21 protein-coding genes and 1 riboswitch are annotated in these 23086 nt (G+C 69.7%); of the genes, 4 read left to right on the top strand and 17 right to left on the bottom strand.

Going from position 1 to position 23086, the window contains the following annotated elements; genetic code table 11:
* Positions 1–65: 65 nt before the first annotated feature.
* Both dapD and RWS82_RS02165 read left to right on the top strand, forming a co-directional pair.
* The gene (gene dapD / locus RWS82_RS02170; RefSeq protein WP_314646399.1) at positions 66–1007 is read left to right on the top strand and encodes a 2,3,4,5-tetrahydropyridine-2,6-dicarboxylate N-succinyltransferase; all 942 of its coding nucleotides are present in this window, start codon (positions 66–68) and stop codon (positions 1005–1007) included.
* A gap of 235 nt (positions 1008–1242) precedes the next feature.
* The gene (locus tag RWS82_RS02165) at positions 1243–2658 is read left to right on the top strand and encodes a DEAD/DEAH box helicase (protein WP_314646397.1); all 1416 of its coding nucleotides are present in this window, start codon (positions 1243–1245) and stop codon (positions 2656–2658) included.
* Positions 2659–2677: 19 nt separating this feature from the next.
* Here the strand turns inward: RWS82_RS02165 and RWS82_RS02160 are convergent, their stop codons facing one another.
* The 7 genes from RWS82_RS02160 to RWS82_RS02130 form a co-directional block, all read right to left on the bottom strand.
* Positions 2678–3166, bottom strand: a complete 489-nt coding sequence (locus RWS82_RS02160) for an SRPBCC family protein (protein ID WP_314646394.1) — start codon at positions 3164–3166, stop codon at positions 2678–2680.
* A 13-nt stretch (positions 3167–3179) separates the two neighbouring features.
* Positions 3180–4475 (bottom strand): citrate synthase, encoded by a 1296-nt coding sequence (locus RWS82_RS02155; RefSeq protein ID WP_314646392.1) that lies wholly within the window; start codon positions 4473–4475, stop codon positions 3180–3182.
* 222 nt (positions 4476–4697) lie between these two features.
* Positions 4698–5804, bottom strand: coding sequence for a succinyldiaminopimelate transaminase (dapC, locus tag RWS82_RS02150; RefSeq protein WP_314646389.1), 1107 nt, complete (start codon positions 5802–5804; stop codon positions 4698–4700).
* Positions 5801–6127 carry a ferredoxin gene (fdxA, locus tag RWS82_RS02145; protein WP_314646385.1) on the bottom strand — a complete coding sequence of 109 codons (327 nt, stop codon included), beginning with the start codon at positions 6125–6127 and terminating at the stop codon, positions 5801–5803. The genes dapC and fdxA overlap by 4 nt, the downstream gene beginning before the upstream one ends.
* Positions 6128–6136: 9 nt before the next feature.
* Positions 6137–6637, bottom strand: a complete 501-nt coding sequence (locus RWS82_RS02140; protein WP_314646382.1) for a histidinol dehydrogenase — start codon at positions 6635–6637, stop codon at positions 6137–6139.
* A gap of 34 nt (positions 6638–6671) precedes the next feature.
* Positions 6672–6986, bottom strand: coding sequence for an AzlD domain-containing protein (locus RWS82_RS02135; RefSeq protein WP_314646379.1), 315 nt, complete (start codon positions 6984–6986; stop codon positions 6672–6674).
* Positions 6983–7690: an AzlC family ABC transporter permease gene (locus RWS82_RS02130; RefSeq protein ID WP_314646377.1), complete on the bottom strand. Its 708-nt coding sequence runs from the start codon at positions 7688–7690 to the stop codon at positions 6983–6985. The genes RWS82_RS02135 and RWS82_RS02130 overlap by 4 nt, the downstream gene beginning before the upstream one ends.
* 105 nt (positions 7691–7795) lie before the next feature.
* On the opposite strand from RWS82_RS02130, the gene RWS82_RS02125 reads away from it, so the two are divergent.
* Positions 7796–8347 (top strand): XRE family transcriptional regulator, encoded by a 552-nt coding sequence (locus RWS82_RS02125; protein WP_314646374.1) that lies wholly within the window; start codon positions 7796–7798, stop codon positions 8345–8347.
* Positions 8348–8407: 60 nt separating this feature from the next.
* Here the strand turns inward: RWS82_RS02125 and RWS82_RS02120 are convergent, their stop codons facing one another.
* A complete protein-coding gene (locus RWS82_RS02120; RefSeq protein ID WP_314646373.1) occupies positions 8408–9304 on the bottom strand; it encodes a phospholipase in 897 nt (298 codons plus the stop codon).
* A 212-nt stretch (positions 9305–9516) separates the two neighbouring features.
* On the bottom strand, positions 9517–11430 hold the full coding sequence (gene typA, locus RWS82_RS02115) for a translational GTPase TypA (RefSeq protein WP_314646372.1): 1914 nt from the start codon (positions 11428–11430) through the stop codon (positions 9517–9519).
* Between the two features lie 103 nt (positions 11431–11533).
* Between typA and RWS82_RS02110 the strand changes: the two genes are divergently transcribed.
* The gene (locus RWS82_RS02110; protein ID WP_314646371.1) at positions 11534–12304 is read left to right on the top strand and encodes a type II CAAX endopeptidase family protein; all 771 of its coding nucleotides are present in this window, start codon (positions 11534–11536) and stop codon (positions 12302–12304) included.
* 32 nt (positions 12305–12336) lie between these two features.
* Here the strand turns inward: RWS82_RS02110 and RWS82_RS02105 are convergent, their stop codons facing one another.
* From RWS82_RS02105 to gcvT, 8 genes are all read right to left on the bottom strand, one after another.
* Positions 12337–12900, bottom strand: a complete 564-nt coding sequence (locus tag RWS82_RS02105) for a PH domain-containing protein (protein WP_314646370.1) — start codon at positions 12898–12900, stop codon at positions 12337–12339.
* Positions 12897–14576 (bottom strand): ABC transporter ATP-binding protein, encoded by a 1680-nt coding sequence (locus tag RWS82_RS02100; protein WP_314646368.1) that lies wholly within the window; start codon positions 14574–14576, stop codon positions 12897–12899. The genes RWS82_RS02105 and RWS82_RS02100 overlap by 4 nt, the downstream gene beginning before the upstream one ends.
* Positions 14573–15517 carry an ABC transporter permease gene (locus RWS82_RS02095; RefSeq protein ID WP_314646366.1) on the bottom strand — a complete coding sequence of 315 codons (945 nt, stop codon included), beginning with the start codon at positions 15515–15517 and terminating at the stop codon, positions 14573–14575. Before RWS82_RS02095 ends, RWS82_RS02100 begins: the two co-directional genes overlap by 4 nt.
* Positions 15510–16436, bottom strand: a complete 927-nt coding sequence (locus tag RWS82_RS02090; protein ID WP_314646363.1) for an ABC transporter permease — start codon at positions 16434–16436, stop codon at positions 15510–15512. Before RWS82_RS02090 ends, RWS82_RS02095 begins: the two co-directional genes overlap by 8 nt.
* 102 nt (positions 16437–16538) lie before the next feature.
* On the bottom strand, positions 16539–18173 hold the full coding sequence (locus tag RWS82_RS02085; protein ID WP_314646362.1) for an ABC transporter substrate-binding protein: 1635 nt from the start codon (positions 18171–18173) through the stop codon (positions 16539–16541).
* A 226-nt stretch (positions 18174–18399) separates the two neighbouring features.
* On the bottom strand, positions 18400–21240 hold the full coding sequence (gene gcvP, locus RWS82_RS02080; RefSeq protein ID WP_400190067.1) for an aminomethyl-transferring glycine dehydrogenase: 2841 nt from the start codon (positions 21238–21240) through the stop codon (positions 18400–18402).
* A 60-nt stretch (positions 21241–21300) separates the two neighbouring features.
* A complete protein-coding gene (gene gcvH, locus RWS82_RS02075; RefSeq protein WP_314646360.1) occupies positions 21301–21678 on the bottom strand; it encodes a glycine cleavage system protein GcvH in 378 nt (125 codons plus the stop codon).
* Positions 21675–22781 carry a glycine cleavage system aminomethyltransferase GcvT gene (gcvT, locus tag RWS82_RS02070; protein WP_314646358.1) on the bottom strand — a complete coding sequence of 369 codons (1107 nt, stop codon included), beginning with the start codon at positions 22779–22781 and terminating at the stop codon, positions 21675–21677. The genes gcvH and gcvT overlap by 4 nt, the downstream gene beginning before the upstream one ends.
* 151 nt (positions 22782–22932) lie before the next feature.
* Positions 22933–23027, bottom strand: a riboswitch (glycine riboswitch).
* Between the last annotated feature and the right edge of the window lie 59 nt (positions 23028–23086).

The following is a 23086-nucleotide window of genomic DNA, read 5'->3' as shown; positions in this document are numbered from 1 at the left end:
CCTGGCCGCCGGCACTCGCGGGGCGACGCATCGGGCGGACGGCCACGAGCCGGTACCGTGGAGGCATGACTGACGCGCGCACCGTGTGGGGTATCGGACTGACGACCATCGCCGACGACGGCACCGTGCTCGACGCGTGGTACCCCGAGGTCGCCGCAGGGTCGCTTCCTGCCGACGGCGACGCCGGACTGGGCGCCGAGGCGGATGCTGACGATCGCCGCGGCGTGCGCACCGAACTCGTGCGGCTGCAGATCGACCTCGACGCCGCTCCGGCGTCGACCGCCGATGCGTACCTGCGCCTCCACGCCCTCTCGCACCTGATCGCGCGCCCGAACGAGCTGAACCTCGACGGCATCTTCGCCCACCTGCCCAACGTGGCCTGGACCAACGCGGGGCCGATGCTGCCCGGCGAGGCCGCACGCCGTCGGCCGCAGCTCCAGCGCGCCGGAATCCAGGTGCAGGGGCTCGACAAGTTCCCGCGCCTCACCGACTACGTGCAGCCGGTCGGTGTGCGCATCGCCGACGCCTCCCGCGTGCGCCTGGGCGCCCACCTCGCCTCCGGCACGACCGTGATGCACGAGGGCTTCGTGAACTTCAACGCCGGCACGCTGGGGGCCTCCATGGTGGAGGGTCGCATCTCACAGGGCGTCGTCGTCGGAGACGGCAGCGACATCGGAGGAGGCGCGTCGATCATGGGCACGCTCTCGGGCGGGGGCTCGCATCGCGTGTCGATCGGCGCGCGCACGCTCCTCGGCGCGAACGCCGGCATCGGCATCTCCCTCGGCGACGACTGCGTGGTCGAGGCCGGCCTCTACGTCACCGCCGGCACGAAGATCGTGCTGGCCGATGCGCCCGCGACGGCCGACGGCGGGCGCCGCACCGTGAAGGGTGCGGAACTCTCCGGGCAGAGCGGCCTGCTCTTCCGGCGCAACTCCCTCTCCGGCGCCGTAGAGGCCGTGCGGCGCGCCGGCGCGGGCGTGACGCTCAACGAGACGCTGCACGCCTGACGGCGGCGCTGAGCCCGGTCCCAGGTCGCGCTGCTAGACTGGGGCGTCGTCTGGACCGTGTCCCGGCGGCGTCGTCGTCGTCACGGGGTCATTGAGGACCAGAACGAGCCACCAGGCTCCCACCACCAGCGATCGCTGGCCTTTCGAACGGCGGACCGATGCGCTCCTCCCTGAGCGCCGGCGCCCACCTCAACCCACTACCCGTGCGTGATCCCACGCACCGACGGAGTCACGCATGCCTACTTTCCTCGATCTCGGCGTTCCCGCCGAGCTCGCCGCCGTCCTCGCCGAATCCGGCAAGACCGAGGCGTTCGCCATCCAGCGCGACACGCTTCCCGACTCGCTCGCGGGGCGCGACCTGCTCGGCCGCGGCCGCACCGGCAGCGGCAAGACCATCGCCTTCGCCCTGCCGCTCGTCGCCCGCCTCGCCGCGTCGGGCGCTCCTCGCCGTGCGGGCCTTCCGCGCGGACTGGTGCTCGCACCGACCCGCGAGCTCGCGACGCAGATCGCCGCGACCATCGCCCCCCTCGCCGAGGCCGTCGGCCTGCGCGTCACCACGGTCTTCGGCGGCGTGAGCCAGCGCCCGCAGGAGAAGGCCCTGGGCGGCGGCGTCGACATCGTCGTCGCCTGCCCCGGTCGACTCGAAGACCTCATGAAGCAGCAGATCGTGCGCCTGAGCCAGGTGGAGGTGGCGGTGCTCGACGAGGCCGACCACATGGCCGACCTCGGGTTCCTCCCCGGCGTCACCCGCATCCTGTCGGCGACCCCCGCCGGTGGTCAGCGTCTGCTCTTCAGCGCCACCCTCGACCGCGGCATCGACACGCTCGCCCGCCGTTTCCTGGTGAACCCGGTCAGCCACGAGGTCGACGAGGCCAGCGTGCCCGTCGGCGAGATGACGCACCGCGTGCTCGTCGTCGACTCGACCGAGAACAAGACCACGCTCGTGCGCGAGCTCGCCTCCGGCACCGGCCGTCGCATCCTGTTCACCCGAACGAAGCACCAGGCGAAGAAGCTCGCGAAGCAGCTCACCGCCGCCGGCATCCCGGCCGTCGACCTGCACGGCAACCTGTCGCAGAACGCGCGTGAGCGCAACCTCGGCGCCTTCTCCTCCGACCCCGCCGACGGGGGCGTGCGCGTGCTCGTCGCGACCGATGTCGCCGCACGCGGCGTGCACGTCGACAACGTCGACCTCGTCGTCCATGTCGACCCGCCCGTCGAGCACAAGGCGTACCTGCACCGTTCGGGCCGCACCGCGCGCGCCGGCGCCGCCGGCACCGTCGTCACGGTCGTGCTCCCCGAGCAGCGCCGCGACGTGAAGGACCTGCTGCGCAAGGCCGCGATCGTGGCCCCGCTCGAAGACGTCACCGCCGCCGCGGTCACCGAGCTCGTGCCCGAGCGCGCGCCGCACGTGCGTCCCGCTCCCCCGCAGCCCGCGCAGCGTCAGGCGCCGAAGCAGCGTCCCGCCGGTGGCGAGCGCAGCGGAGCGGCGACGCCTCCGGCTCGCCGTCGTCGTCGCCCGCGTCCCGCCGGCCAGGGCCAGGCACAGGCCGGCGCTGCCCCGGCGCGTCAGGGCGGTCAGTCGCGGACCGGTGGCCAGGGCGGCCGTCCGGGCGCGAACCGCCAGGGCGGACGCGGCTCGCAGGCGCGCTGACCCGCGACGCCGGATCGATTCACGACCCCGAGGGGCTCCGCACCGCGCGGAGCACCTCGGGGTCGCTGCATCCGGCGACGAAACCGTCGAGCCGCCGCCTGATCTCGTACCCCAGCACGCGCACGCCGATCAATTCGGCGATCGGGGCGAGCCACGCGGGACGGCACGCGAAGTTGTACTTCCACGTCGCGATCGTGCCCGCGCCGTCGTCGGCGGGAGCGAAACGCCATCCGCCGCCCATCTTGGCGAACAACCAGGGGCCGTCCTCCATGACCATGCCCACGTTGGTCGGCGGAGCGTACGAGACGTACCTGCTGGTCATCGACAGGCCGAAGCGCTGTCGAGTGTGCGTGCGCACGCCCTTGGCCGCCGCTACGGCCCCGTCGAGGAAGTGCTGCTCGCTGATGAACCGGTCCCACCGCCGGCGCACGGCACCGGTCGTCTGCGAGACCGCGAACGCGGTCGCAGGGTCGACGGGAACGTACGCCTCGGAGCTGACGACGGGCACGGGGCGCGCCCGATCAGCGCGTCGGGTACGAGCGCTCCGGCGACCCGGTGTAGAGCTGCTGCGGGCGCCCGATCTTGGTCTGCGGGTCGTTCTGCAGCTCGCGCCACTGCGCCAGCCACCCGGGGAGGCGGCCGATCGCGAACAGCACCGTGAACATGCGCGTGGGGAAGCCCATCGCCTTGTAGATGACGCCGGTGTAGAAGTCGACGTTCGGGTACAGGCGTCGCTCGCGGAAGTAGTCGTCGGCGAGGGCGATCTCCTCGAGCTCCTTCGCAAGATCGAGGAGCGGATCGGTCACGCCCAGCGACGCGAGGACCTCGTCTGCGGCCTCCTTGACGAGCTTGGCGCGCGGGTCGTAGTTCTTGTAGACCCGGTGGCCGAAGCCCATGAGCTTGACGCCCTCCTCCTTGTTCTTCACGCGCTCGACGAAGCGGGAGACGCTCTGACCGGAGTCGCGGATCTGCCCGAGCATCGTGAGCACGGCCTCGTTCGCGCCACCGTGCAGCGGTCCGGAGAGCGCCTGGATGCCTGCGGAGATCGACGCGAACTGGTTCGCACCGGTGGAGCCGACCAGACGCACGGTCGACGTCGACGCGTTCTGCTCGTGGTCCTCGTGCAGGATCAGCAGCAGCTCGAGCGCCTTGGCCATGACCGGGTTGATCTCGTACGGCTCGGAGTTCACGCCGAAGTTGAGCTTGAGGAAGTTCTCGACGAAGCCCAGCGAGTTGTCGGGGTACAGGAATGCCTGCCCGATGCTCTTCTTGTGCGCGTAGGCCGCGATGACCGGGAGCTTGGCGAGCATGCGGATCGTGTTGATCTCGACGTGCTCGGGGTTGTGCGGGTCGGTCTGGCCCTCGTAGTAGGTCGATAGCGCGGCGACGGCAGACGAGAGCACCGACATCGGATGCGCGGTGTGCGGCAGCGCCGAGAAGAAGTGCTTGAGGTCTTCGTGGAGCAGCGTGTGCCGACGGATCTTCTCGTCGAACTCGGCGAGCTCGGTCTCGCTGGGCAGTTCGCCGTAGATGAGCAGCCAGGCCACCTCGAGGTAGCTCGTGCGACCGGCCAACTGCTCGATCGGGTAGCCGCGATAACGCAGGATGCCCTGGTCGCCGTCGATGAACGTGATCTCCGACTTGGTCGACGCGGTGTTCACGAAACCGTAGTCGAGGCCGGTGTAACCGGTCTGCCGCGTCAGCGTCGAGAAGTCGATGCTGTTGTGGCCCGCAGTGCCGTGCAGGAGCGGGAATTCGGCGGTCGTGTCACCGATCGTCAGCTTCGCCGTGGCCTGCTGGTCTGCCGCTGCACTCACGCGGACCTCCTTGGGTTTCTGCCCGTAGTCTGTCTCGTCTCGCACCGCGCGGGCCGGTCATCCTTGGAATCGGTGCTGCGCGGAGCGGGCGATCTCACGGCGCACAGCGCCAGGCCGGATCACGACCGAATCGCCTCTACAGCCTAGTAGGCCGATCCGCCTACTGTCGCATCCGCCAAACGGATGCCTCCCCCGAGGAGGAAACCTACAGGATGGTCGCCGTCATACTGCGCGGAGACGCCGCGCGGCCTCGGCGATGCGCTCCGTCGGGGCGGTCAGCGCGAGCCGCACGTGGCGGTGGGCCGCCGCTCCGTAGAACGGCCCAGGACCCGCGAGGATGCCGAGATCGGCCAGGCGCCCCATCGACTCCCAGGCGTCGCGCCCTTCCGTCGCCCACAGGTAGAGTCCGGCCTCAGAGCCGTCGATGCGGAATCCGGCGGCCTCGAGCGCAGGGCGCAGGAGGTCGCGCCGCTCGCGGTAGAGCTCCTTCTGGGCGGCGACGTGGTCGTCGTCACCGAGCGCCACGGCCATGGCGTGCTGCACGGGAGCGGGCGGCATGAGACCGAGGTGCTTGCGCGCAGTGAGCAGGTCGCCGACGATGCGGGCGCAGCCCGCGACGAAGGCCGCCCGGTACCCGGCGAGGTTGGACTGCTTGCTGAGCGAGTACACGCTCAGCAGGTTGGCGCGGCTCCCGCCCGTGACCCGGGGGTCGAGGATCGAGGGGATCGCCTCGGTCGCCCAGGCCCCGTCCCAGCCGAGCTCGGCGTAGCACTCGTCGCTCGCGAGCACGGCGCCGAGCTCGCGCGCACGGGCGACGGCGGCCGCGAGTTCGTCGACCGTCCAGGTGCGCCCGTCGGGGTTGCCCGGGGAGTTGATCCAGATGAGCTTGGTGCCATCGGGCCACTGGGCCGGGTCATCGGCGGGCAGCGGGGTCGCACCCACGACGCGGGCGCCCACGTCGTACGTGGGGTAGGCGATCTCGGGATGCACGACGATGTCGCCCTCCCCCAGACCGAGGAGCGTGGGCAGGAGGGCGACGAACTCCTTGGATCCGATGGTCGGGAGCACGTTCGCGACGGTCAAATCGTCGACGCCGCGTCGCCGCGCATACCAGTCGACGATCGCCTCGCGCAGGGCCGGCGACCCGACCGTCTGGGGGTAGGCGTGCGCATCGGTCGCGTCGGCGAGGGCGCGGCGGATGATCTCGGGGGTGGGGTCGACGGGCGAGCCGACGGAGAGATCCGCGAGTCCGCCCGGATGCTGCGCGGCGCGCTCGCGATACGGCACGACCGCGTCCCAGGGGTAGTCGGCGAGGTCGCGGACGCTCACGCGTTCTCGCCCTGGGGCGGGAGGGCGGCGATGATCGGATGATCGTGAGCGATCACGCCCACCTTCGCCGCACCACCGGGAGAGCCGATCTCGTCGAAGAACTCCACATTCGCCTTGTAGTAGTCCTGCCACTCATCGGGCAGATCATCCTCGTAGTAGATCGCCTCGACCGGGCACACCGGCTCGCACGCCCCGCAATCCACGCACTCGTCGGGGTGGATGTACAGCGACCGCTCCCCCTCGTAGATGCAGTCGACAGGACACTCGTCGATGCACGCACGATCCTTCACATCGACACAGGGCAGAGCGATCACATAGGTCACGCCCCCAGTCTACGTCGGCTGCCCGTCGCTCTCCTGCGTGCGCGCGGGGGGCGGCGTCGGCTGCGAGAAACCCGGCACGTCGGTGATGAGCGGCGCGGGAGGCGCATCGGCCGCGACGGGAACAGCATCCGCAGGCGGGCGTCGAGCGACGTCGGGGCGCCGGAACGACGGCCAGGCGACGACGAGCAGCACGATCGCCGCGATCAAGTAGGTCCAGATCTGCCCCGCAGGGGTGTTGGGGACCACCACGGATCCCCCGGGTCCGACGCCCGAGATCACCAGCAGAGTGCCGACCATGCCGAGTCCGGCGGCGACGGCCGCGCCGCGATCGTGGGTGAGCGACCGCACGGCGATGAGGATGGCGGCGCACGCCACCGCTCCGACGATGATGCCAACGGGCACGGGCCCCCAGGTGAGGCTGTGGCCGATCGTTCCGGCCACGCCGTAGACGCCGCCGATCAGGGCCGACGCGACCCACGACACGATCCTCGACACCCAGCTCATCCGCACCCCTCGATCCTACGCGGGGCGCACCGTCATCCCGTCACACCGCGATTCCCCAGAGACGCAGCACCGCGGCCGTCAAGGCCGCCGCGAACACCACGACGAGGAACGACTGCCGAAGCCAGAGCAGGCCCGCCGCGACCAGGAGGGCCGGCACGCGGGCGTCGACGACGATGGCCTGGCCCGCACCCAGGGTCTGCACGGCCACGAGTGCCGAGAGCAGAGCCACGGTCAGCAGGTCGGAGATGCGCGCGGGGCGAGGCGCCTCCAGCACGCTCGGCGGCACGAGGTAGCCCGCTGCTTTGAGCGCGAGGCAGATGAGGGCCGCGAGCAGGATCGCACTCCACACGCTCATGACGCCGCCCCGTGCGCCGGCTCGGCCCGCCCTCGTCCGGCGAACCAGCCGAACCATCCGACGACGATCGCGACGACGGCCGCGACCAGCACGGGCAGCCCCGGCATGAGCACGGGGGTGAACGCCGCCGCGACCACGGCCGCCGCAACGCCGACCGCGATCGCCTGACGCTCGCGCAGACGCGGCCAGAGCAGCGCCAGGAAGGCCGCTGCGGCGGCGGCATCCAGTCCCCAATCCCGCGGGTCGCCGAGCACGTCACCGAGCAGCGCTCCGACGAGGGTCGTGATGTTCCACCCCACGAAGATGCCGACGCCGGTGAGCCAGAAGCCGACCCGACGCAGACGCGGATCGTCCTGGGCGATCGCGACGGCGGTCGACTCGTCGATCGTGAAGGGCGCGGCCAGCGCCCGCGTCGCCGCGCCGCCGCCGATCACGGGCGACATGCGCATGCCGTAGGCGACGTTCCGCACGCCGAGGAGTGCCGCCGATGCGATCGCCGAGGGAAGCGCCGCGAGTCCTCCGGCCCCGAAGACCCCGACGAACGCGAACTGCGAGCCACCCGTGAACATCAACAGGCTCAGGGCGCAGGCCTGCCAGACGTCGAGTCCGGATGCAACGGCGAGCGCCCCGAACGATATGCCGTAGGCACTGGTCGCGAGCACCACTCCGACCGCCTCACGCCGCACGGCGCTCTCGGCGCTCATCCAACGGCCTCGCGCTGGCGCGTTCGACATGATGAACACATGATCATCATTCTGAACATCCCCGACTGGCTAGTCAAGCGAACGATCGTTTGACAGGATGAACGGATGGACGATCTTCGCACCCGCATCGCACGCACCCTGCGTCGGGAGCGGGAGGCCGCGGGCCTGTCGATCTCCGAACTCGCGCGGCGCTCCGGCGTATCGAAGGCCACGGTCTCGCAGCTCGAGAACGGTGCGGGCAACCCCAGCGTCGAGACGCTCTGGGCACTGGGCGTCGCGCTCGATGTGCCGTTCGCCGTCTTCGTCGATCCGCCTGCCTCGGCGTCGCCCACTCTCATCCGCGCCAGCGATCTCGCCGGAGTGCCCTCAGCCGCGGCGGCGTACAGCGCGACTCTGCTGGCGGCGAGCCCTCCCGGCGCGCGGCGCGACCTTTACCTCATCCGCGCCGAACCCGGCGAAGCCCGACGCTCAGACCCGCACCACCCCGGCACGGTGGAGCACGTCGTCCTCATGACGGGCCGGGCCTCCGTCGGGCCGGCATCCGACCCGGTCCTCCTCTCCCCCGGTGACTACCTGACCTACGCGGGCGACGCCCCGCACGTTTTCGAGGCGGAGGAGCCCGGCACGAGCGCGGTGCTCGTCTCGGAACTCCGCTGACGCTGACGCGCAGAAGCCGCCCGCAGAAGAGCTGCGGGCGGCTTCTCTGGGGGGGAGGAATCAGTACCAGTCCGTGGCCTGCGAGTGTCCCCAGGCGCTGCAGGGGGTGCCGTAGACGGAGTCGATGTAGCCGAGGCCCCAGGCGACCTGGGTCGAGGCGTTGGTCTGCCAGTCACTGCCCGATGACGCCATCTTGCTCCCGGGGAGGGCCTGTGGGATGCCGGTCGCACCGCTGGAGTTGTACGCCTGATAGTTCCACTGCGATTCTTTAGTCCACAGCTTCACGAGGCACGAAAACTGGTCCTCGCCCCAGCCGTAGCGACTCGCGGCCATCTCACGAGCCGTCGCCTTCGCACCCTCGGGGGTGTTGGCGGCGGCGAGAGCGGCGGCGGCCGCGGCCTGGCGCTGCTCCTCGGCGGCTTGGGCCGCAGCGGCATCGGCGGCGGCCTTGGCCTCCTGCGCGGCGGTGAAGGCGGTCTGCAGTTCGGCCGTCTCGGCCAGGACCTCGGTCGTGCGCTGCTGCGCCGTGACGGTGAGGAGCGACAGCTCCAACGGGGGCGTCGAGGCGCGATCAGCCAGGTCCGAGATGTCATCGTGGAGCTCGACCGTGTCGACCGACGGTGCCGCGGGGCCGAGGTCGAGGCCGGACGCGGCGACCTCGGCGGTCAGAGTATCGGCACCGGCGACCGCCTCCTGCGCGGCGGTGGTGGCCTGCGTGACCTCGTCGGGGATCTTCAGAAGGGCGGCGGTGCTCGCCTTACCCTGCGTCTCGCCGACATCGGTGGGGCCGGAAGCGAGTGCGGGCGTGGTGACGGCTCCCACCGTCACGGACGCGCCGAGCAGGAGGCCGGCGATCGTGCCGACGATGAGGAGGGGGCGCTTGGCGCGGACGGCGGAGTGAGCGGAGGCGGCCTCGTGGGCGCGCCGGGACGCACGGGAATCAGGGGTGTTCAGCAAGGATCGACTTTCGGGTCGTCGATGCGCCCGGACCTGCGTGCAGGGCGACTCATCGGGAGCCGTCTCGACGGGCGTAAGTCAACGAGTCTGCGCCATCAGTCTGGACGCCCCCTCCGCGGCACCTGACCGGAGCATATGCCCCACCTGGGTATCCCATGAGAAAGGGCCCCGCCGCGCTGATCGCGCGTCGGGGCCCTTTCGCAAGCGGATGCTCAGGCGTTGGCGTCCTGGCGCTTGAGGCGCGAGGTCTCGCGTGCGCGGACCGTCTGGTCGAGGATGACCTTGCGGATGCGGACCATCTCGGGCGTCACCTCGACGCATTCGTCGTCGCGAGCGAACTCGAGGCTCTCCTCGAGGGTGAGCACGCGGGGCGGCGTCATCGACTCGAAGCTGTCGGAGCTCGCCGCACGCATGTTGGTGAGCTTCTTCTCCTTCGTGATGTTCACGTCCATGTCGTCGGCGCGCGAGTTCTCGCCGATGACCATGCCCTCGTAAACCTCCTGCGTGGGCTGCACGAAGAACGACATGCGCTCCTGCAGGGCGATCATCGCGAACGGCGTGACAACGCCCTGACGGTCGGCGACGATCGAGCCGTTCTGACGGGTCACGATCTGGCCGGCCCACGGCTCGTAGCCGTGCGAGATGGCGTTGGCGATGCCCGTACCGCGCGTGGTGGTGAGGAACTCGCTGCGGAAGCCGATGAGGCCGCGCGACGGGACGACGAACTCCATGCGCACCCAGCCGGTGCCGTGGTTCGTCATGTTCTCCATGCGGCCCTTGCGGTTCGCCAGCAGCTGCGTGATCGCGCCGAGGTGCTCCTCCGGCGTGTCGATCGTGAGGTGCTCGAACGGCTCGTAGGTCTTGCCGTCGATCTTCTTCGTGACCACCTGCGGCTTGCCGACGGTCAGCTCGAAGCCCTCGCGACGCATGTTCTCGACGAGGATGGCGAGGGCCAGCTCACCGCGACCCTGCACCTCCCAGGCATCCGGGCGTCCGATGTCGACGACCTTGAGCGAAACGTTGCCGATGAGCTCCTTGTCGAGCCGGTCCTTGACCATGCGCGCGGTGAGCTTGTGGCCCTTCACCTTGCCCATGAGGGGCGAGGTGTTGGTGCCGATCGTCATCGAGATGGCGGGGTCGTCGACCGTGATCGCCGGGAGCGGGCGCACGTCTTCGGGGTCGGCGATGGTCTCGCCGATCGTGATGTCCTCGAAGCCCGCGATCGCGACGATGTCGCCGGGGCCGGCCGACTCGGCCGGGTAGCGCTCGAGGGCGCGGGTCTTCAGCAGTTCGGTGATGCGGGCGTTGCTGGTCGATCCGTCGGCACGCACCCAGGCGACCGTCTGGCCCTTCTTCAGCGTGCCGTTGAAGACGCGCAGCAGCGCGAGGCGGCCGAGGAACGGGCTGGAGTCGAGGTTGGTGACCCAGGCCTGCAGCGGCGCCTCGTCATCGTACGACGGAGCGGGCACATGCTCGAGGATGGCCTCGAACAGCGGCTCGAGGTCGTCGTTGTCGGGCAGCGAGCCGTCGGCGGGGCGGTTGCTCGACGCCGCGCCGGCGCGGCCCGAGGCGTAGACGACGGGAACGTCGAGCAGGGCGTCGACGTCGAGATCGGGCACGTCGTCGACCAGGTCGGACGCGAGACCCAGCAGCAGGTCGTGGGCCTCCTCCTCGACCTCGGCGATGCGCGCGTCGGGGCGGTCGGTCTTGTTGACCAGGAGGATGACGGGGAGCTTGGCCTCGAGCGCCTTGCGCAGCACGAAGCGGGTCTGCGGCAGCGGGCCCTCGCTCGCGTCGACGAGCAGCACGACGCCGTCGACCATCGACAGACCGCGCTCGACCTCGCCGCCGAAGTCGGCGTGGCCGGGGGTGTCGATCACGTTGATCGTGATCTCCTTGCCGTCGGCGTGCTTGCCCTTGTACGTGATCGCCGTGTTCTTGGCGAGGATCGTGATGCCCTTCTCACGCTCGAGGTCGTTCGAGTCCATCGCGCGTTCCTCGACGTGCGAGTGCTCGCCGAAGGAGCCCGTCTGGCGGAGCATCGCGTCGACGAGAGTGGTCTTGCCGTGGTCGACGTGGGCGACGATTGCGACGTTGCGGAGGTCAGAGCGGAGGGCGTGCGCCATGCAGATGTCCTAAGAAGAGGAAGGGGATGCGCCGGGAAGCCGACTCTCCAGAGTAACGCACTCGCACGGCGGGTTCCTGGATGGAGGCCGTAGCATCGGAAAAATGACTCCCCCTCCCTCCCGCTCGCGCCTGTGGTGGGAGATCGCGATCGTCCTCGCGCTGGGTCTCGGCCAGTCGGCGATCTACGCGATCGTGCAACTCGCATACCGGCTCACCGACACCACTCCCCTGGCCGACCAGACCGCGACGTTGAACCCCTCGCGCAGCGACCGCGAACTGTTCGACCTCATCTACCAGGTGCTGTCGATCGGATTCTCGATCGTGCCGGTGCTGCTCGTGTGCTTCCTGCTCTGGCAGCACCGTCGACCGCACCTCGGAGCGCTCGGACTCGACGGCACGAGAGTGACGACCGATGTCGGCCGCGGAGCGCTGCTCGTGCTCGCCGTCGGCTTCCCCGGCCTCGCGCTCTACATCGGGGGCCGCGCGCTCGGCCTCTTCGTGGCGGTGAACCCCGCGGGCCTCGACACGCATTGGTGGACCATCCCGATCCTGCTTCTCGCCGCCGCGCGGGCCTCGCTGCAGGAGGAGTTCGTCGTGCTGGGGTACCTCTTCGCACGGTTGAAGCAGCTCGGCTGGTCGCTCTGGACGATCATCGTCTCGACCTCGGTGCTGCGCGCGACGTACCACTTGTACCAGGGCCCCGGCGCGTTCGTGGGCAACCTCGCGATGGGCCTGCTGTTCGGCTGGCTGTTCCAGCGCAGCGGGCGCCTGCTGCCGTTCCTGGTCGCGCACTTCCTCATCGACGCGACGGTCTTCGTCGGCTACCCGTGGGCGGCCGCCACATTCCCCGACCTCTTCGGCCTGCCCGGGTGAGGGGCGTCGCCCCGCCCGGCTGACGGAGCGATTCAGGCCGCGCCCGCCACCAGTACCGCGCCGACGGCCCAGAGCACGAGTGCGACGAGCACCACGAGGGCCCGGACGTCCCACTCGCGGCGGATCGGAGCATCCGCCCCCGTCGCCGCCTGCCAGCGGTCGCGGATCTCGGTCAACTCCCCCACACCGGTGGGGACCTTCGACGCCCCCTCGTCGGCGGCGCGAGCCCGGGTCGGGCGCGACCGGGCCGGCCCGCCGTATGCGCCGACCTTCGAAGCGTCGTCGAGCTCGAACTCGAGCTGCCACCGGAAGTCGATGTCGCGTACGCGGCTCCACCCGAACGACGTGCGTCGCAGCATGTTCTGCACCAGCGCGCCGTCATCGTCGATGCGGACCATCGAGACGAAGCTCAACTCGTAGGCGACCCACAGCCCGAGCAGCACCCAGGGCGCGACGAGGAGCATCTGCCCCCAGCTCCCCCGTACGACGGTGTCGCCGAGCAGGAAGAGCGCGAGGGCCGACAGCAGGACGAGCACGACGGGGCCCGAGGACGCGCGGTAGGTGCGCGCGCCCTCGGAGCCCGACGACGAGGTCACGATCCGTGGCCGCCGAGCGTGATCGAGGCACCGGGGATCGCCTGCAGAAGGCGCTCGGTGTACTCCTGCTGGGGGCGGGCGAAGATCTCGTCGACCGTGCCCTGCTCGACGATGCGACCCTTCTCCATGACGCAGACCAGGTCGCTCGACACCCGGACGACTGCGAGGTCGTGCGTGATGAAGAGGTAGGTCAGTCCGAGTTCGGACTGCAGCTCCGCGAGGAGCTGGAGAACCTGGTCCTGCACGAGCACATCGAGCGCCGAGACGGCCTCGTCGAGCACGAGGATGTCGGGCTTGAGCGCCAGCGCACGCGCGATCGCGACGCGCTGACGCTGACCGCCGGACAGCTCGTTCGGGTACCGCGTCGCAAGCACACGGGGCAACGCCACCTGGTCGAGCAGCTCCTCGACGCGCGCACGGTGCGAGGCGCGGTCGCCGACGCCGTGGATCTGCAGCGGCTCGGCGATGGTGTTGCCGATGTTGCGCAGCGGGTCGAGCGACCCGTACGGGTCCTGGAAGACGGGCTGCATACGACGGCGCAGTCCGAACGCCTGCGCGTTCGAGAGCTTCGACACGTCCTGCCCGTCGATCTCGATGGTGCCGGCGGTCGGCTCCTCGAGCTTGAGGACCATCTTCGCCACGGTCGACTTGCCCGAGCCGGACTCGCCGACGAGCGCCAGCGTCTTGCCCTTCGGGATCTCGAACGACACGTCGTCGACGGCGCGGAACGCCTCGCTGCGGAAGCCTCCCTGACGGATCTTGTAATCCTTGGTCAGACCGGCGACGCGGACCGTCGGCGGGATCGCGGCGAGGTCTTCGAGGGTCTCGATGCCGCGGTCCTCGACCACCGCCTGGATCCGCTGCGACGCCACGCTGGGTGCCGCCGCGACGAGCCGCTTGGTGTACGGATGCTGCGGGTCCTCGAGGATCTGCCGGCTGGGGCCCGCCTCGACGATGTTGCCGCCGTTCATCACGATGATCTTGTCGGCGCGCTCGGCCGCGAGACCGAGGTCGTGCGTGATGAGGAGCACCGAGGTGCCCTTGTCGCGCGTGAGCGACGCCATGTGATCGAGGATGACGCGCTGCACGGTGACGTCGAGAGCCGAGGTCGGCTCGTCGGCGATCAGCAGCTTCGGATCGGCGGCGAGGCCGATACCGATGAGCGCGCGCTGGCGCATGCCTCCGGAGAACTGGTGCGGGAACTGATGCAGACGCCGTTCGGCGTCGGCGAGCCCCGCCTGCTGCAGCACCTCGATCGCGCGGGCCTTAACGGCCTGACGCCCCTGGGCGATGCCGTTGGCGCGGATGGCCTCCTTCACCTGGAAGCCGATGCTCCACACCGGGTTGAGGTTCGACATCGGGTCCTGCGGGACGAAACCGATATCGCGTCCGCGCACGCTCTCCATGGCGCTGCGGCCGAGCGTGGTCAGCTCGCGGCCCTCGAGGGTGATCGACCCGGCCGTGACCTCGCCGGTGCCGGGCAGCAGGTCGACGATGGCCGTGGCCGTGGTCGACTTGCCCGACCCCGACTCGCCCACGATCGCGACGGTCTCGCCGGGGAACACGTCGAAGCTGACTCCGTGCAGCACCTCCCGCAGCCCGTCCTGGGTGCGGAAGGCGACCGTGAGGTCGCGGATGCTGAGCAGAGGCGCCTGTTCGGTGATGCGGTCGCTCATCGGCGTGCCCTCGCCTTCGGGTCGAGGGCGTCTCGGATGAGCTCGCCCAAGGTCACGAACGCCAGGACCGCGAGGGTCAGGGCGATCGACGGATAGATGAGCGCCGTCGGGGCGATGCGCAGCGAGGCCTGGGCCTTGCTGATGTCGTTGCCCCACGACATGACGTCGCTGCCCAGACCGACACCGAGGAACGACAGGGTCGCCTCGGCGACGATCGCGGCCGCGAGACCCAGCGTCGAGACGACGAGGAGCGGCGCGATGGCATTCGGGATGACGTGGTTGAGCAGCGTCTTGAACTTCGACTGCCCGAGGGCGCGCGAGGCCATGACGAAGTCGGCCTGCCGCACCCGCAGGATCTCGGCGCGCACCACACGTGCGGTCGAGGCCCAGGCGAATCCACCGATCGCGAGTGCGAGCGTCCACACCGAGCGCGAGTCGCGGAAGACCGTCATCACGACGACCGCCGCGAGGATGTACGGGATGGCGAAGAAGATGTCGCCGATGCGCGAGAGCAGCCCGTCGAGCCATCCGCCGTAGAAGCCCGCGAGCGCACCCATGAGCAGACCCAGGAAGGCCGAGATCAGGGTGGCGATGAGGCCCACCGAGAGCGACGTCTGCGCACCCCACACGATGCGGGCGTAGATGTCGCAGCCCTGGAAGGTGAAGCCGAGCGGATGCCCGTCGATCGGACCGCCGTTGCTGTTGGCCAGCTGGCAGTCGGAGTTCGGCGGCGTCGCGGTGAACAGCGTCGGGAACAGCGCCATCACCAGGAAGACGACCGCGAGGACGACGGAGAACCAGAACAGCGGACGACGGCGCAGATCGCGCCAGGCGTCGCGCCACAGGTTGCTGGGCTTGTCGGAGATGCGGACCGCGTCGACCGCGATCGACTCGGTCTCGACCGGGGCGACGTAATGCTTCTGGGTCGTGGGGTCAGACATAGCGGATCCTCGGGTCGAGCAGACCGTAGAGCAGGTCGATGAGCAGGTTGACCAGGACGTACAGGATGACGAAGACCGTCACGAAGGAGACGACCGTCGGGCCCTCTCCGCGCTGGATCGCCTGGAACAGGGTGTTGCCCACGCCGGGGACGTTGAAGATGCCCTCGGTCACGGTCGCACCCACGAGCAGCACGCCGAAGTTGGTGGCCGAGTTCGTGATCACGGGGATGAGCGAGTTGCGCAGGACGTGCACGGGGATGACGCGGTGGCGTGGCAGGCCCTTGCTGTACGCGGTGCGCACCCAGTCCTGGTTCATCGTGTCGATCACCGAGCTGCGCATCAGACGCATGCTGACCGCGTAGAGGCTGAAGCCGAGCACGATGGCCGGCAGCCACAGGCCGCCCCAGTCGTTGTCGGCGCCCACCGTGGGCTTGAACCAGCCGAGCTGGATCGCCAGGAAGTACTGGGCGAGGAACGCCACGACGAAGATCGGGATGGCGATCGCGACCAGCGCGACGATCAGCGAGACGTTGTCGAAGAGCTTGCCCTTCCGCAGCGCCGAGATCGTGCCGATGATGATCGCGAGCGTGAACTCGATGCCGATCGCCATCAGGGCCAGGCGCCCGGTGACCGGAAGCGTCGCGGCGAGCACGGCCGAGACCGGACGGCCCGAGAACGTGTCGCCGAGATCGCCCTGGAACACGCCGGCGATGTAGTAGCCGTACTGGACGATGAACGGATCGTTCAGGTGGTACTGCTCGCGGAGCTGTTCGAGGACGGCCGGGTTCGGCGTCTTGTCGCCGAACAGCGCGAGGATCGGGTCGCCGGGCATGGCGAACACGAGGAAGTAGATGAGCAGGGTCGCGCCGAAGAACACGGGGATCACCTGCAGGAGACGTCTCAGGATGTAACCGAGCATCCGCTGTCCCTTCTTGGACCGGGGAGTAGAGCGTGCAGAACACAGCCCGTGAGGCGGTGACGAAGAATCGTCACCGCCTCACGGGTGAAGTGCCGTCAGGCTTTACTCGCCGGCCTTCGTGATCTCGTAGTACAGCGGAACCGAGTTCCAGCCGAACGTGACGTTGTCGACGTTCTCGCTGAAACCACCGGTCACGTTCGAGTACCACAGCGGGATCGCGGGAAGGTCCTTGAACAGAACCTCCTGCGCCTTGGTGAAGTCCTCGAGCTGAGCGTCGGCGTCGGGGTTGCTGATGCCGGCCTCGATGAGGTCGTCGAACTCGGGGTTCGAGTAGTCACCGTCGTTGGAGCCGGCGCCCGTGGCGTAGAGCGGTCCGAGGAAGTTGTACAGACCCGGGTAGTCGGCCTGCCATCCCGAGCGTGCTGCCGTGGTGATGGTGCGGTCGTTGACCTTGGTGCGCAGGTCCTGGAACGTGGGGTACGGGTCGCCCGATGCCTCGATGCCCAGGGTGTTCTTGATGCTGTTGCTCACCGCGTCGACCCAGGCGTCGTGCCCGCCGTCGGCGTTGTAGGCGATCTTGAAGTCACCCTCCCACGGCGAGATGGCGTCGGCCTCGGCCCACAGCTCCTTCGCCTTCTCGGGGTTGTACTCGAGCACCTCGCTGCCGGGGACCGAGTCGGACCAGCCGGCGATGACCGGCGACGTGAAGTCGGAGGCCGGGGTGCGGGTGCCCGAGAAGATCGTCTCGGTGATCTCCTCGCGGTTGATCGCCATCGACAGCGCCTGGCGGCGCAGCATGCCCTCTTCGCCCGAGAAGTGCGGGAGGAACTGGCCGATGGTGAACGACTGGAAGACGGCCGACGGCTGGTTCACCGCGCGGTCGCCGAGCTCGTCGGTGAAGACCTGGAGCGAGTTGGTCGGGATCGCGTCGATGACGTCGACCTCGTTCGACAGCAGGTCGGCGTACGCCGCTTCCTGCGTGGCGTAGAACTTGATGGTCAGGCCACCGTTCTGCGCCTGGCGGCCGCCCTCGTAGTCGTCGTTGCGGACGAGGTCGATCTGCACGTCGTGCTGCCACGCGTCGTCGCCGTCGATCTTGTACGGACCGTTGCCGATCGGGTTCTCGCCGAAAGCCTCCATGTCCTCGAACGCGACGTCGGGGAGCGGGTAGAAGGCCGAGTAGCCGAGGCGCAGCGCGAAGTCGGAGGCCGGCTTGTTCAGCGCGATCGTGAAGGTGTAGTCGTCGACCTGCTTCAGACCCGTGAGCTCGGAGTCGGTCTCGTAGCTGAAGCCCTCGATGTCCTCGAAGAAGTAGCTGGAGAGGTGACCGTTGGAGAGCTTGGCGCCCTCGTTCCACGCCTTGATGAAGTTGTCGGCCGTGACCTCTTCACCGTCGCTGAACTTCTGGCCCTCCTTGAGCTTCACCGTGAGGTTCTGCGGGTCCTCGGTGGTGATCTCCTCGGCCATGTCGTTGACCGGCTTGCCGTCGGCGTCGTAGTAGACGAGTCCGGCGAAGATCTCGTCGAGGATCTTGCCGCCGCCGACCTCGTTGGTGTTGGTCGGGATCAGCGGGTTCTCGGGCTCGGAGCCGTTGGTCGTGATGATCGCGTCCGCGTCGGCGTCTCCGCCCGCGTTGCCGCTGTCCGAGTTGCCGCCGCCGCTCGCGCAGCCCGCGAGCGCCAGGGCGCCGATCGCGAACAGCGCGGTGCCCGCCAGGGCGATCTTGTTGCGCTTCACTATGTGTCCTCCTAGGACGTGTACATCAAAACTGCGCGCTCATCGTCGAACGCGTAGGGATGGTGTCAGGTTATATCGGCATCCGAGAAGCCGCGCTCCCGGCTAATCAACCGTTACTGAGTGGTGACCATCGGAAACATCCCCGAAACAGACCGTGACGCGCCGCCAAACGACGGATGGCACCGCCCCTCGCGGGAGCGGTGCCATCCGTCGTGATCGGCGTGGGTCAGGCGAACGCCTCGATCGGCGGGCAGGCGCACACGAGGTTGCGGTCGCCGTACGCCTGATCGATGCGACGCACCGGAGGCCAGTACTTGCCGGCGATCAGAGCGGGCACCGGGTAGGCGGCCTCTTCACGGGTGTAAGAGTGCTCCCACTCCCCCGCGATGAGCGACGCGGCGGTGTGCGGCGCGTTCACGAGCGGGTTGTCCGCCGCCGGCCAGCGTCCGGCGGCGACCGCATCCGCCTCGGCCTTGATCTGGATCATCGCCTCGATGAACCGCTCGATCTCGGCGAGGTCCTCCGATTCGGTCGGCTCGACCATGAGCGTGCCCGCGACGGGGAACGACATCGTGGGCGCGTGGAAGCCGTAGTCGATCAGTCGCTTGGCGACGTCGTCGACCGTGACCCCGGTCGCCTCCTTGAGCGGACGCAGGTCGAGGATGCACTCGTGCGCGACCCGGCCGTTCTCGCCCGTGTAGAGCACCGGGTAGTGGCTCCCGAGGCGCTCGGCGATGTAGTTCGCCGAGAGGACGGCTGCCGCGGTCGCGCGGCGCAGTCCGTCGGCGCCCATCATGCGCACGTACGCCCACGAGATCGGCAGCACCCCCGCCGACCCGTAGGGCGCACCCGAGACCACGCCGCCGTCGAAGACGAAGCCGCCCGCGTGCTCCGACCGCTGCGCGAGGGGATGCGAGGGAAGGAACGGTGCCAGATGCGACTTCGCCGCCACGGGACCGACACCGGGACCGCCGCCGCCGTGCGGGATGGCGAACGTCTTGTGCAGGTTCAGGTGCGAGACGTCTCCACCCAGGTCGCCGAAGCGCGCGAAACCGAGCAGCGCGTTGAGGTTCGCTCCGTCGACGTACACCTGGCCGCCCGCGTCGTGCACCGCTGCGGTGATCTCGATCACGTCGTGCTCGTACACGCCGTGGGTCGAGGGGTAGGTGATCATCAGGGCCGAGAGCTCGGACGCGTGCGCGGCGATCTTCGCCCGCAGGTCGTCGAGGTCGACGTTGCCGAGCTCGTCGCAGGCGACGACGACGACCTTCATGCCGGCGAGCACCGCCGAGGCCGCGTTCGTGCCGTGCGCCGACGACGGGATGAGGCACACCGTGCGCTGGTCGTCGCCGTTCGCGCGGTGGTAGCCGCGGATCGCGAGGAGACCCGCCAGCTCACCCTGGGAGCCCGCGTTGGGCTGCAGGGAGACGGCGTCGTAGCCGGTGACCTCGGCGAGCCACGCCTCGAGCTGGTCGATCAGCTCGAGGTACCCCGTCACATCGGATGCCGGCGCGAACGGGTGGATGCCCGCGAACTCCGGCCACGTGATCGCCGCCATCTCGGTCGCCGCGTTGAGCTTCATCGTGCACGAGCCCAGCGGGATCATGCCGCGGTCGAGCGCGTAGTCGCGATCGGCGAGGCACTTCAGGTACCGCATCATGGCGGTCTCGCTGCGATGGGCGTGGAAGACCGGGTGGGTGAGGAACTCGTCCGCGCGACGCAGCGCACCGGGCAGGCCGTCCCGCCCGCCGACGAAGGCGAACGCGCGTCCCGCACGCCCGCCGAAGACCCGGGCGACCTGCAGCAGCTCGTCGACCGTGGTGGTCTCGTCGACCGTGATCCCCACGGTGTCGGCATCCGCGGCGTGCAGCAGGATGCCGAAGCCGTGGTGCGCCTGCGAGACGTACTCCGCTGCACGACCAGGCACCCGCACCCGCAGGGTGTCGAAGAACGCGTCGTGCACGACCTCGATGCCGTCCTCGACCAGCCACGACCGCAGCAGAGCCGCCTTGCCGGCGACCTCCCGCGCGATCGCCGTCAGTCCGTCCGGCCCGTGGTACACGGCGTACATCGAGGCCATGACCGCGAGCAGCACCTGCGCGGTGCAGATGTTCGAGGTGGCCTTCTCCCGGCGGATGTGCTGCTCGCGGGTCTGCAGCGAGAGGCGGTAGGCGGGCTTGCCGTCGGCATCCACCGACACACCGACGAGGCGTCCGGGCAGCTGACGCTCGAGACCCGACCGCACGGCCATGTAGCCCGCGTGCGGACCGCCGAAGCCCATGGGCACGCCGAAGCGCTGCGTCGTGCCCACCGCGACGTCGGCGCCGAGCGAGCCGGGCGAGGCGAGAAGCGTGAGCGCGAGCAGGTCGGCGGCGACGACGGCCAGACCGCCCGCGACGTGCGCCGCGTCGATGACGGCCGACGGGTCCCAGACCCGTCCGGATGCCCCCGGGTACTGCACGAAGACGCCGAACAGCTCGTCCGGCAGCTGCTCGCCGGCGGCGAAGTCGACGGTCACGAGCTCGATGCCCACGGCATCCGCCCGGTTCTCGAGCAGTGCTCGCGTCTGCGGCAGCGCATCGGCGTCGACCGCGAACACGTCGGTCTTCGCCTTCGAGGCGCGTCGGGCGAGCAGCATGCCCTCGGCGACCGCGGTGGACTCGTCGAGCATCGACGCGTTCGCCGTCGACAGCCCGGTGAGATCGGCGACCATGGTCTGGAAGTTGATGAGCGCCTCGAGGCGCCCCTGCGAGATCTCGGGCTGATACGGCGTGTACGCCGTGTACCACGAGGGGTTCTCCAGCACATTGCGCTGGATCACCTGCGGCGTGATGGTGCCGTGGTAGCCGAGCCCGATCATCGGACGGTTGACCGTGTTGCGGGCGGCGAGGGCGCGCAGCTCGCGCAGCGCCTCGGTCTCGGTCGCGGCGGCGGGGATGCTGCTGGCCGACCCCGGGGAGTCGGAGGCGGCGGGCGTGAAGATCGACGAGGGCACGGCCTGAGCCATGAGCGCCTCGAGCGGCCCGGCGGGATCGGCACCCTCGGCGATGCCGAGCGCGTCGAGCATCTGTCGCTGCGCGTCGGCCGTGGGTCCGATGTGACGGTCGGCGAAGGAGACCACTCGGGATCAGCCCTCCGTGAGAGCGACGTACGCGTCGCGGTCGAGCAGCCCGTCGGTGGCACCGGCGGCGACCGATACCTTCACGAGCCAGCCGCCCTCGAACGGCTCGCCGTTGACCAGCGAGGGGTCGTCGACGACGGCGTCGTTGATCTCGACGACCGTGCCGGTGACCGGCGCGTAGAGCTCGCCGACCGACTTGGTCGACTCGATCTCGCCGACCACCGCACCCGCGGTGATCTCGGTGCCGACGGCGGGCAGTTCGACGAAGACTACGTCACCGAGCTTGTCGGCGGCGAAATCGGTGATGCCGATCGTCACGGTGTCGCCGTCTGCGGCAATCCACTCGTGCTCCTCGGTGTAGTGCAGGGTGTTCAGATCGGTCATTTCGTCCTCCGGTAGAAAGGCAGAGCGGTCACGACGGCGGGGATCCTCGTCCCCCGCACATCCAGGAACAGGTCGGTCCCCACCGCGGCTGCGGACGGGGAGACGTAGGCCATCGCGATCGGATGGCCGAGAGTGGGGCTGAGCGCGCCGCTCGTGATCTCGCCGACGGCTGCGCCGTCGGCATCGACCACCGGGTAGCCGGCGCGCCCGGCCCGGCGCCCTTCCGCGACGAGGCCGACCAGCACCGGCGCATCCGCGGAGGCATCCGGGGCGTCCTTGCCGACGAAGCTCTCCTTAGCCGACACGACGACGCGGCCGAGTCCGGCCTGCGCGGGGGTCGCGTGGAGGCCGAGCTCGTGGCCGTAGAGCGGCATCCCGGCCTCGAGGCGCAGAGTGTCGCGGGCGGCGAGACCCGCGGGCACCAGACCGTGCTCGGTGCCCGCGTCGAGGAGGGCGTCCCACAGGGCGACCGCGTGCGCGGCGGGCACCAGCAGCTCGAAGCCGTCTTCGCCGGTGTAGCCGGTACGGGCGAGCAGCAGCGACTCCCCCGCGAAGCTCGCGCGGGCCCAGGCGTAGTAGCGCTGCTCGGACCAGGGGATGCTCACGTCGTCGATGCCCGCGGTCGCCGAGACGATCGCCTCGGCGGCGGGCCCCTGCACCGCCAGCAGCGCGTAGTCGTCGGACACGTCGACGACCTCGGCGTCGAACCCTGCCGCCCGCGCGAGAAGGGCCTCGCGCACGGCGTCGCGATTGCCCGCGTTCGAGATCACGAGGAAGTCGTCGTCGCCCAGCCGGTAGACGATCACGTCATCGACGATGCCGCCCGTCTCCGCCAGCAGCAGCGAGTACTTCGCCTTCCCGTCGGCGAGCGCCGAGAGTCGACCGGCGAGCGCGTAGTCGAGCAGGGCGCCGGCCTCCGCGCCGCGGACCGTGAATTCGGCCATGTGCGAGATGTCGAACAGGCCCGCCGCGCGGCGGACGGCGTGATGCTCGGCGAGATCGGAGGTGTAGCGCACCGGCATCTGCCACCCGCCGAAGTCGGTGAAGGAGGCGCCCAGCGCCTCGTGGCGCTCGCGGAGCGGGGTGTAACGGGGTTCTGACACGGAGTTCTCCCGGATGCGGTCGGGCGGGGCGGCGACGACGTCGCCCCTCGGAACTCCCCCTCTGTCATGGGCCTGAGAGTTTCACCCCGCGTCGCAGGGCTTTCACCGTCGGCGGATCGCGCAGACGTGCGCGATCGCTTTCCAGAGTGGCCGGATCCACGCGGTACGCGTACCTGAGAGATTGGCGGGGAGGCTTGCTCCTTCGGTGCCCGGCTGCGTTCGCCGGGGCTCTCCCGCGGGGGTCGTTCGGCCCGTGTTCGATTGTGCGGCCAGTCTAGCGGGGGCATCCGCTCATCCGTGGCCCT

This window comes from uncultured Microbacterium sp. (assembly GCF_963528945.1).
GTDB lineage: Bacteria > Actinomycetota > Actinomycetes > Actinomycetales > Microbacteriaceae > Microbacterium.
Note: the sequence above shows the minus strand (reverse complement) of the source record. Positions and strands in the feature narration are given on the sequence as shown.

What these genes read in the sequence shown, in the direction of transcription:
- dapD (WP_314646399.1), top strand. Translation starts at nt 66, where the DNA reads ATGACTGACGCGCGCACCGTGTGGGGTATCGGACTGACGACCATCGCC.
- RWS82_RS02165 (WP_314646397.1), top strand. Translation starts at nt 1,243, where the DNA reads ATGCCTACTTTCCTCGATCTCGGCGTTCCCGCCGAGCTCGCCGCCGTC.
- RWS82_RS02135 (WP_314646379.1), bottom strand. Translation starts at nt 6,986, where the DNA reads ATGAGCGTGTGGAGTGCGATCCTGCTCGCGGCCCTCATCTGCCTCGCG.
- RWS82_RS02130 (WP_314646377.1), bottom strand. Translation starts at nt 7,690, where the DNA reads ATGAGCGCCGAGAGCGCCGTGCGGCGTGAGGCGGTCGGAGTGGTGCTC.
- RWS82_RS02125 (WP_314646374.1), top strand. Translation starts at nt 7,796, where the DNA reads ATGGACGATCTTCGCACCCGCATCGCACGCACCCTGCGTCGGGAGCGG.
- typA (WP_314646372.1), bottom strand. Translation starts at nt 11,430, where the DNA reads ATGGCGCACGCCCTCCGCTCTGACCTCCGCAACGTCGCAATCGTCGCC.
- RWS82_RS02110 (WP_314646371.1), top strand. Translation starts at nt 11,534, where the DNA reads ATGACTCCCCCTCCCTCCCGCTCGCGCCTGTGGTGGGAGATCGCGATC.
- RWS82_RS02100 (WP_314646368.1), bottom strand. Translation starts at nt 14,576, where the DNA reads ATGAGCGACCGCATCACCGAACAGGCGCCTCTGCTCAGCATCCGCGAC.
- RWS82_RS02095 (WP_314646366.1), bottom strand. Translation starts at nt 15,517, where the DNA reads ATGTCTGACCCCACGACCCAGAAGCATTACGTCGCCCCGGTCGAGACC.
- RWS82_RS02090 (WP_314646363.1), bottom strand. Translation starts at nt 16,436, where the DNA reads ATGCTCGGTTACATCCTGAGACGTCTCCTGCAGGTGATCCCCGTGTTC.
- gcvP (WP_400190067.1), bottom strand. Translation starts at nt 21,240, where the DNA reads ATGCTCGACGCGCTCGGCATCGCCGAGGGTGCCGATCCCGCCGGGCCG.
- gcvH (WP_314646360.1), bottom strand. Translation starts at nt 21,678, where the DNA reads ATGACCGATCTGAACACCCTGCACTACACCGAGGAGCACGAGTGGATT.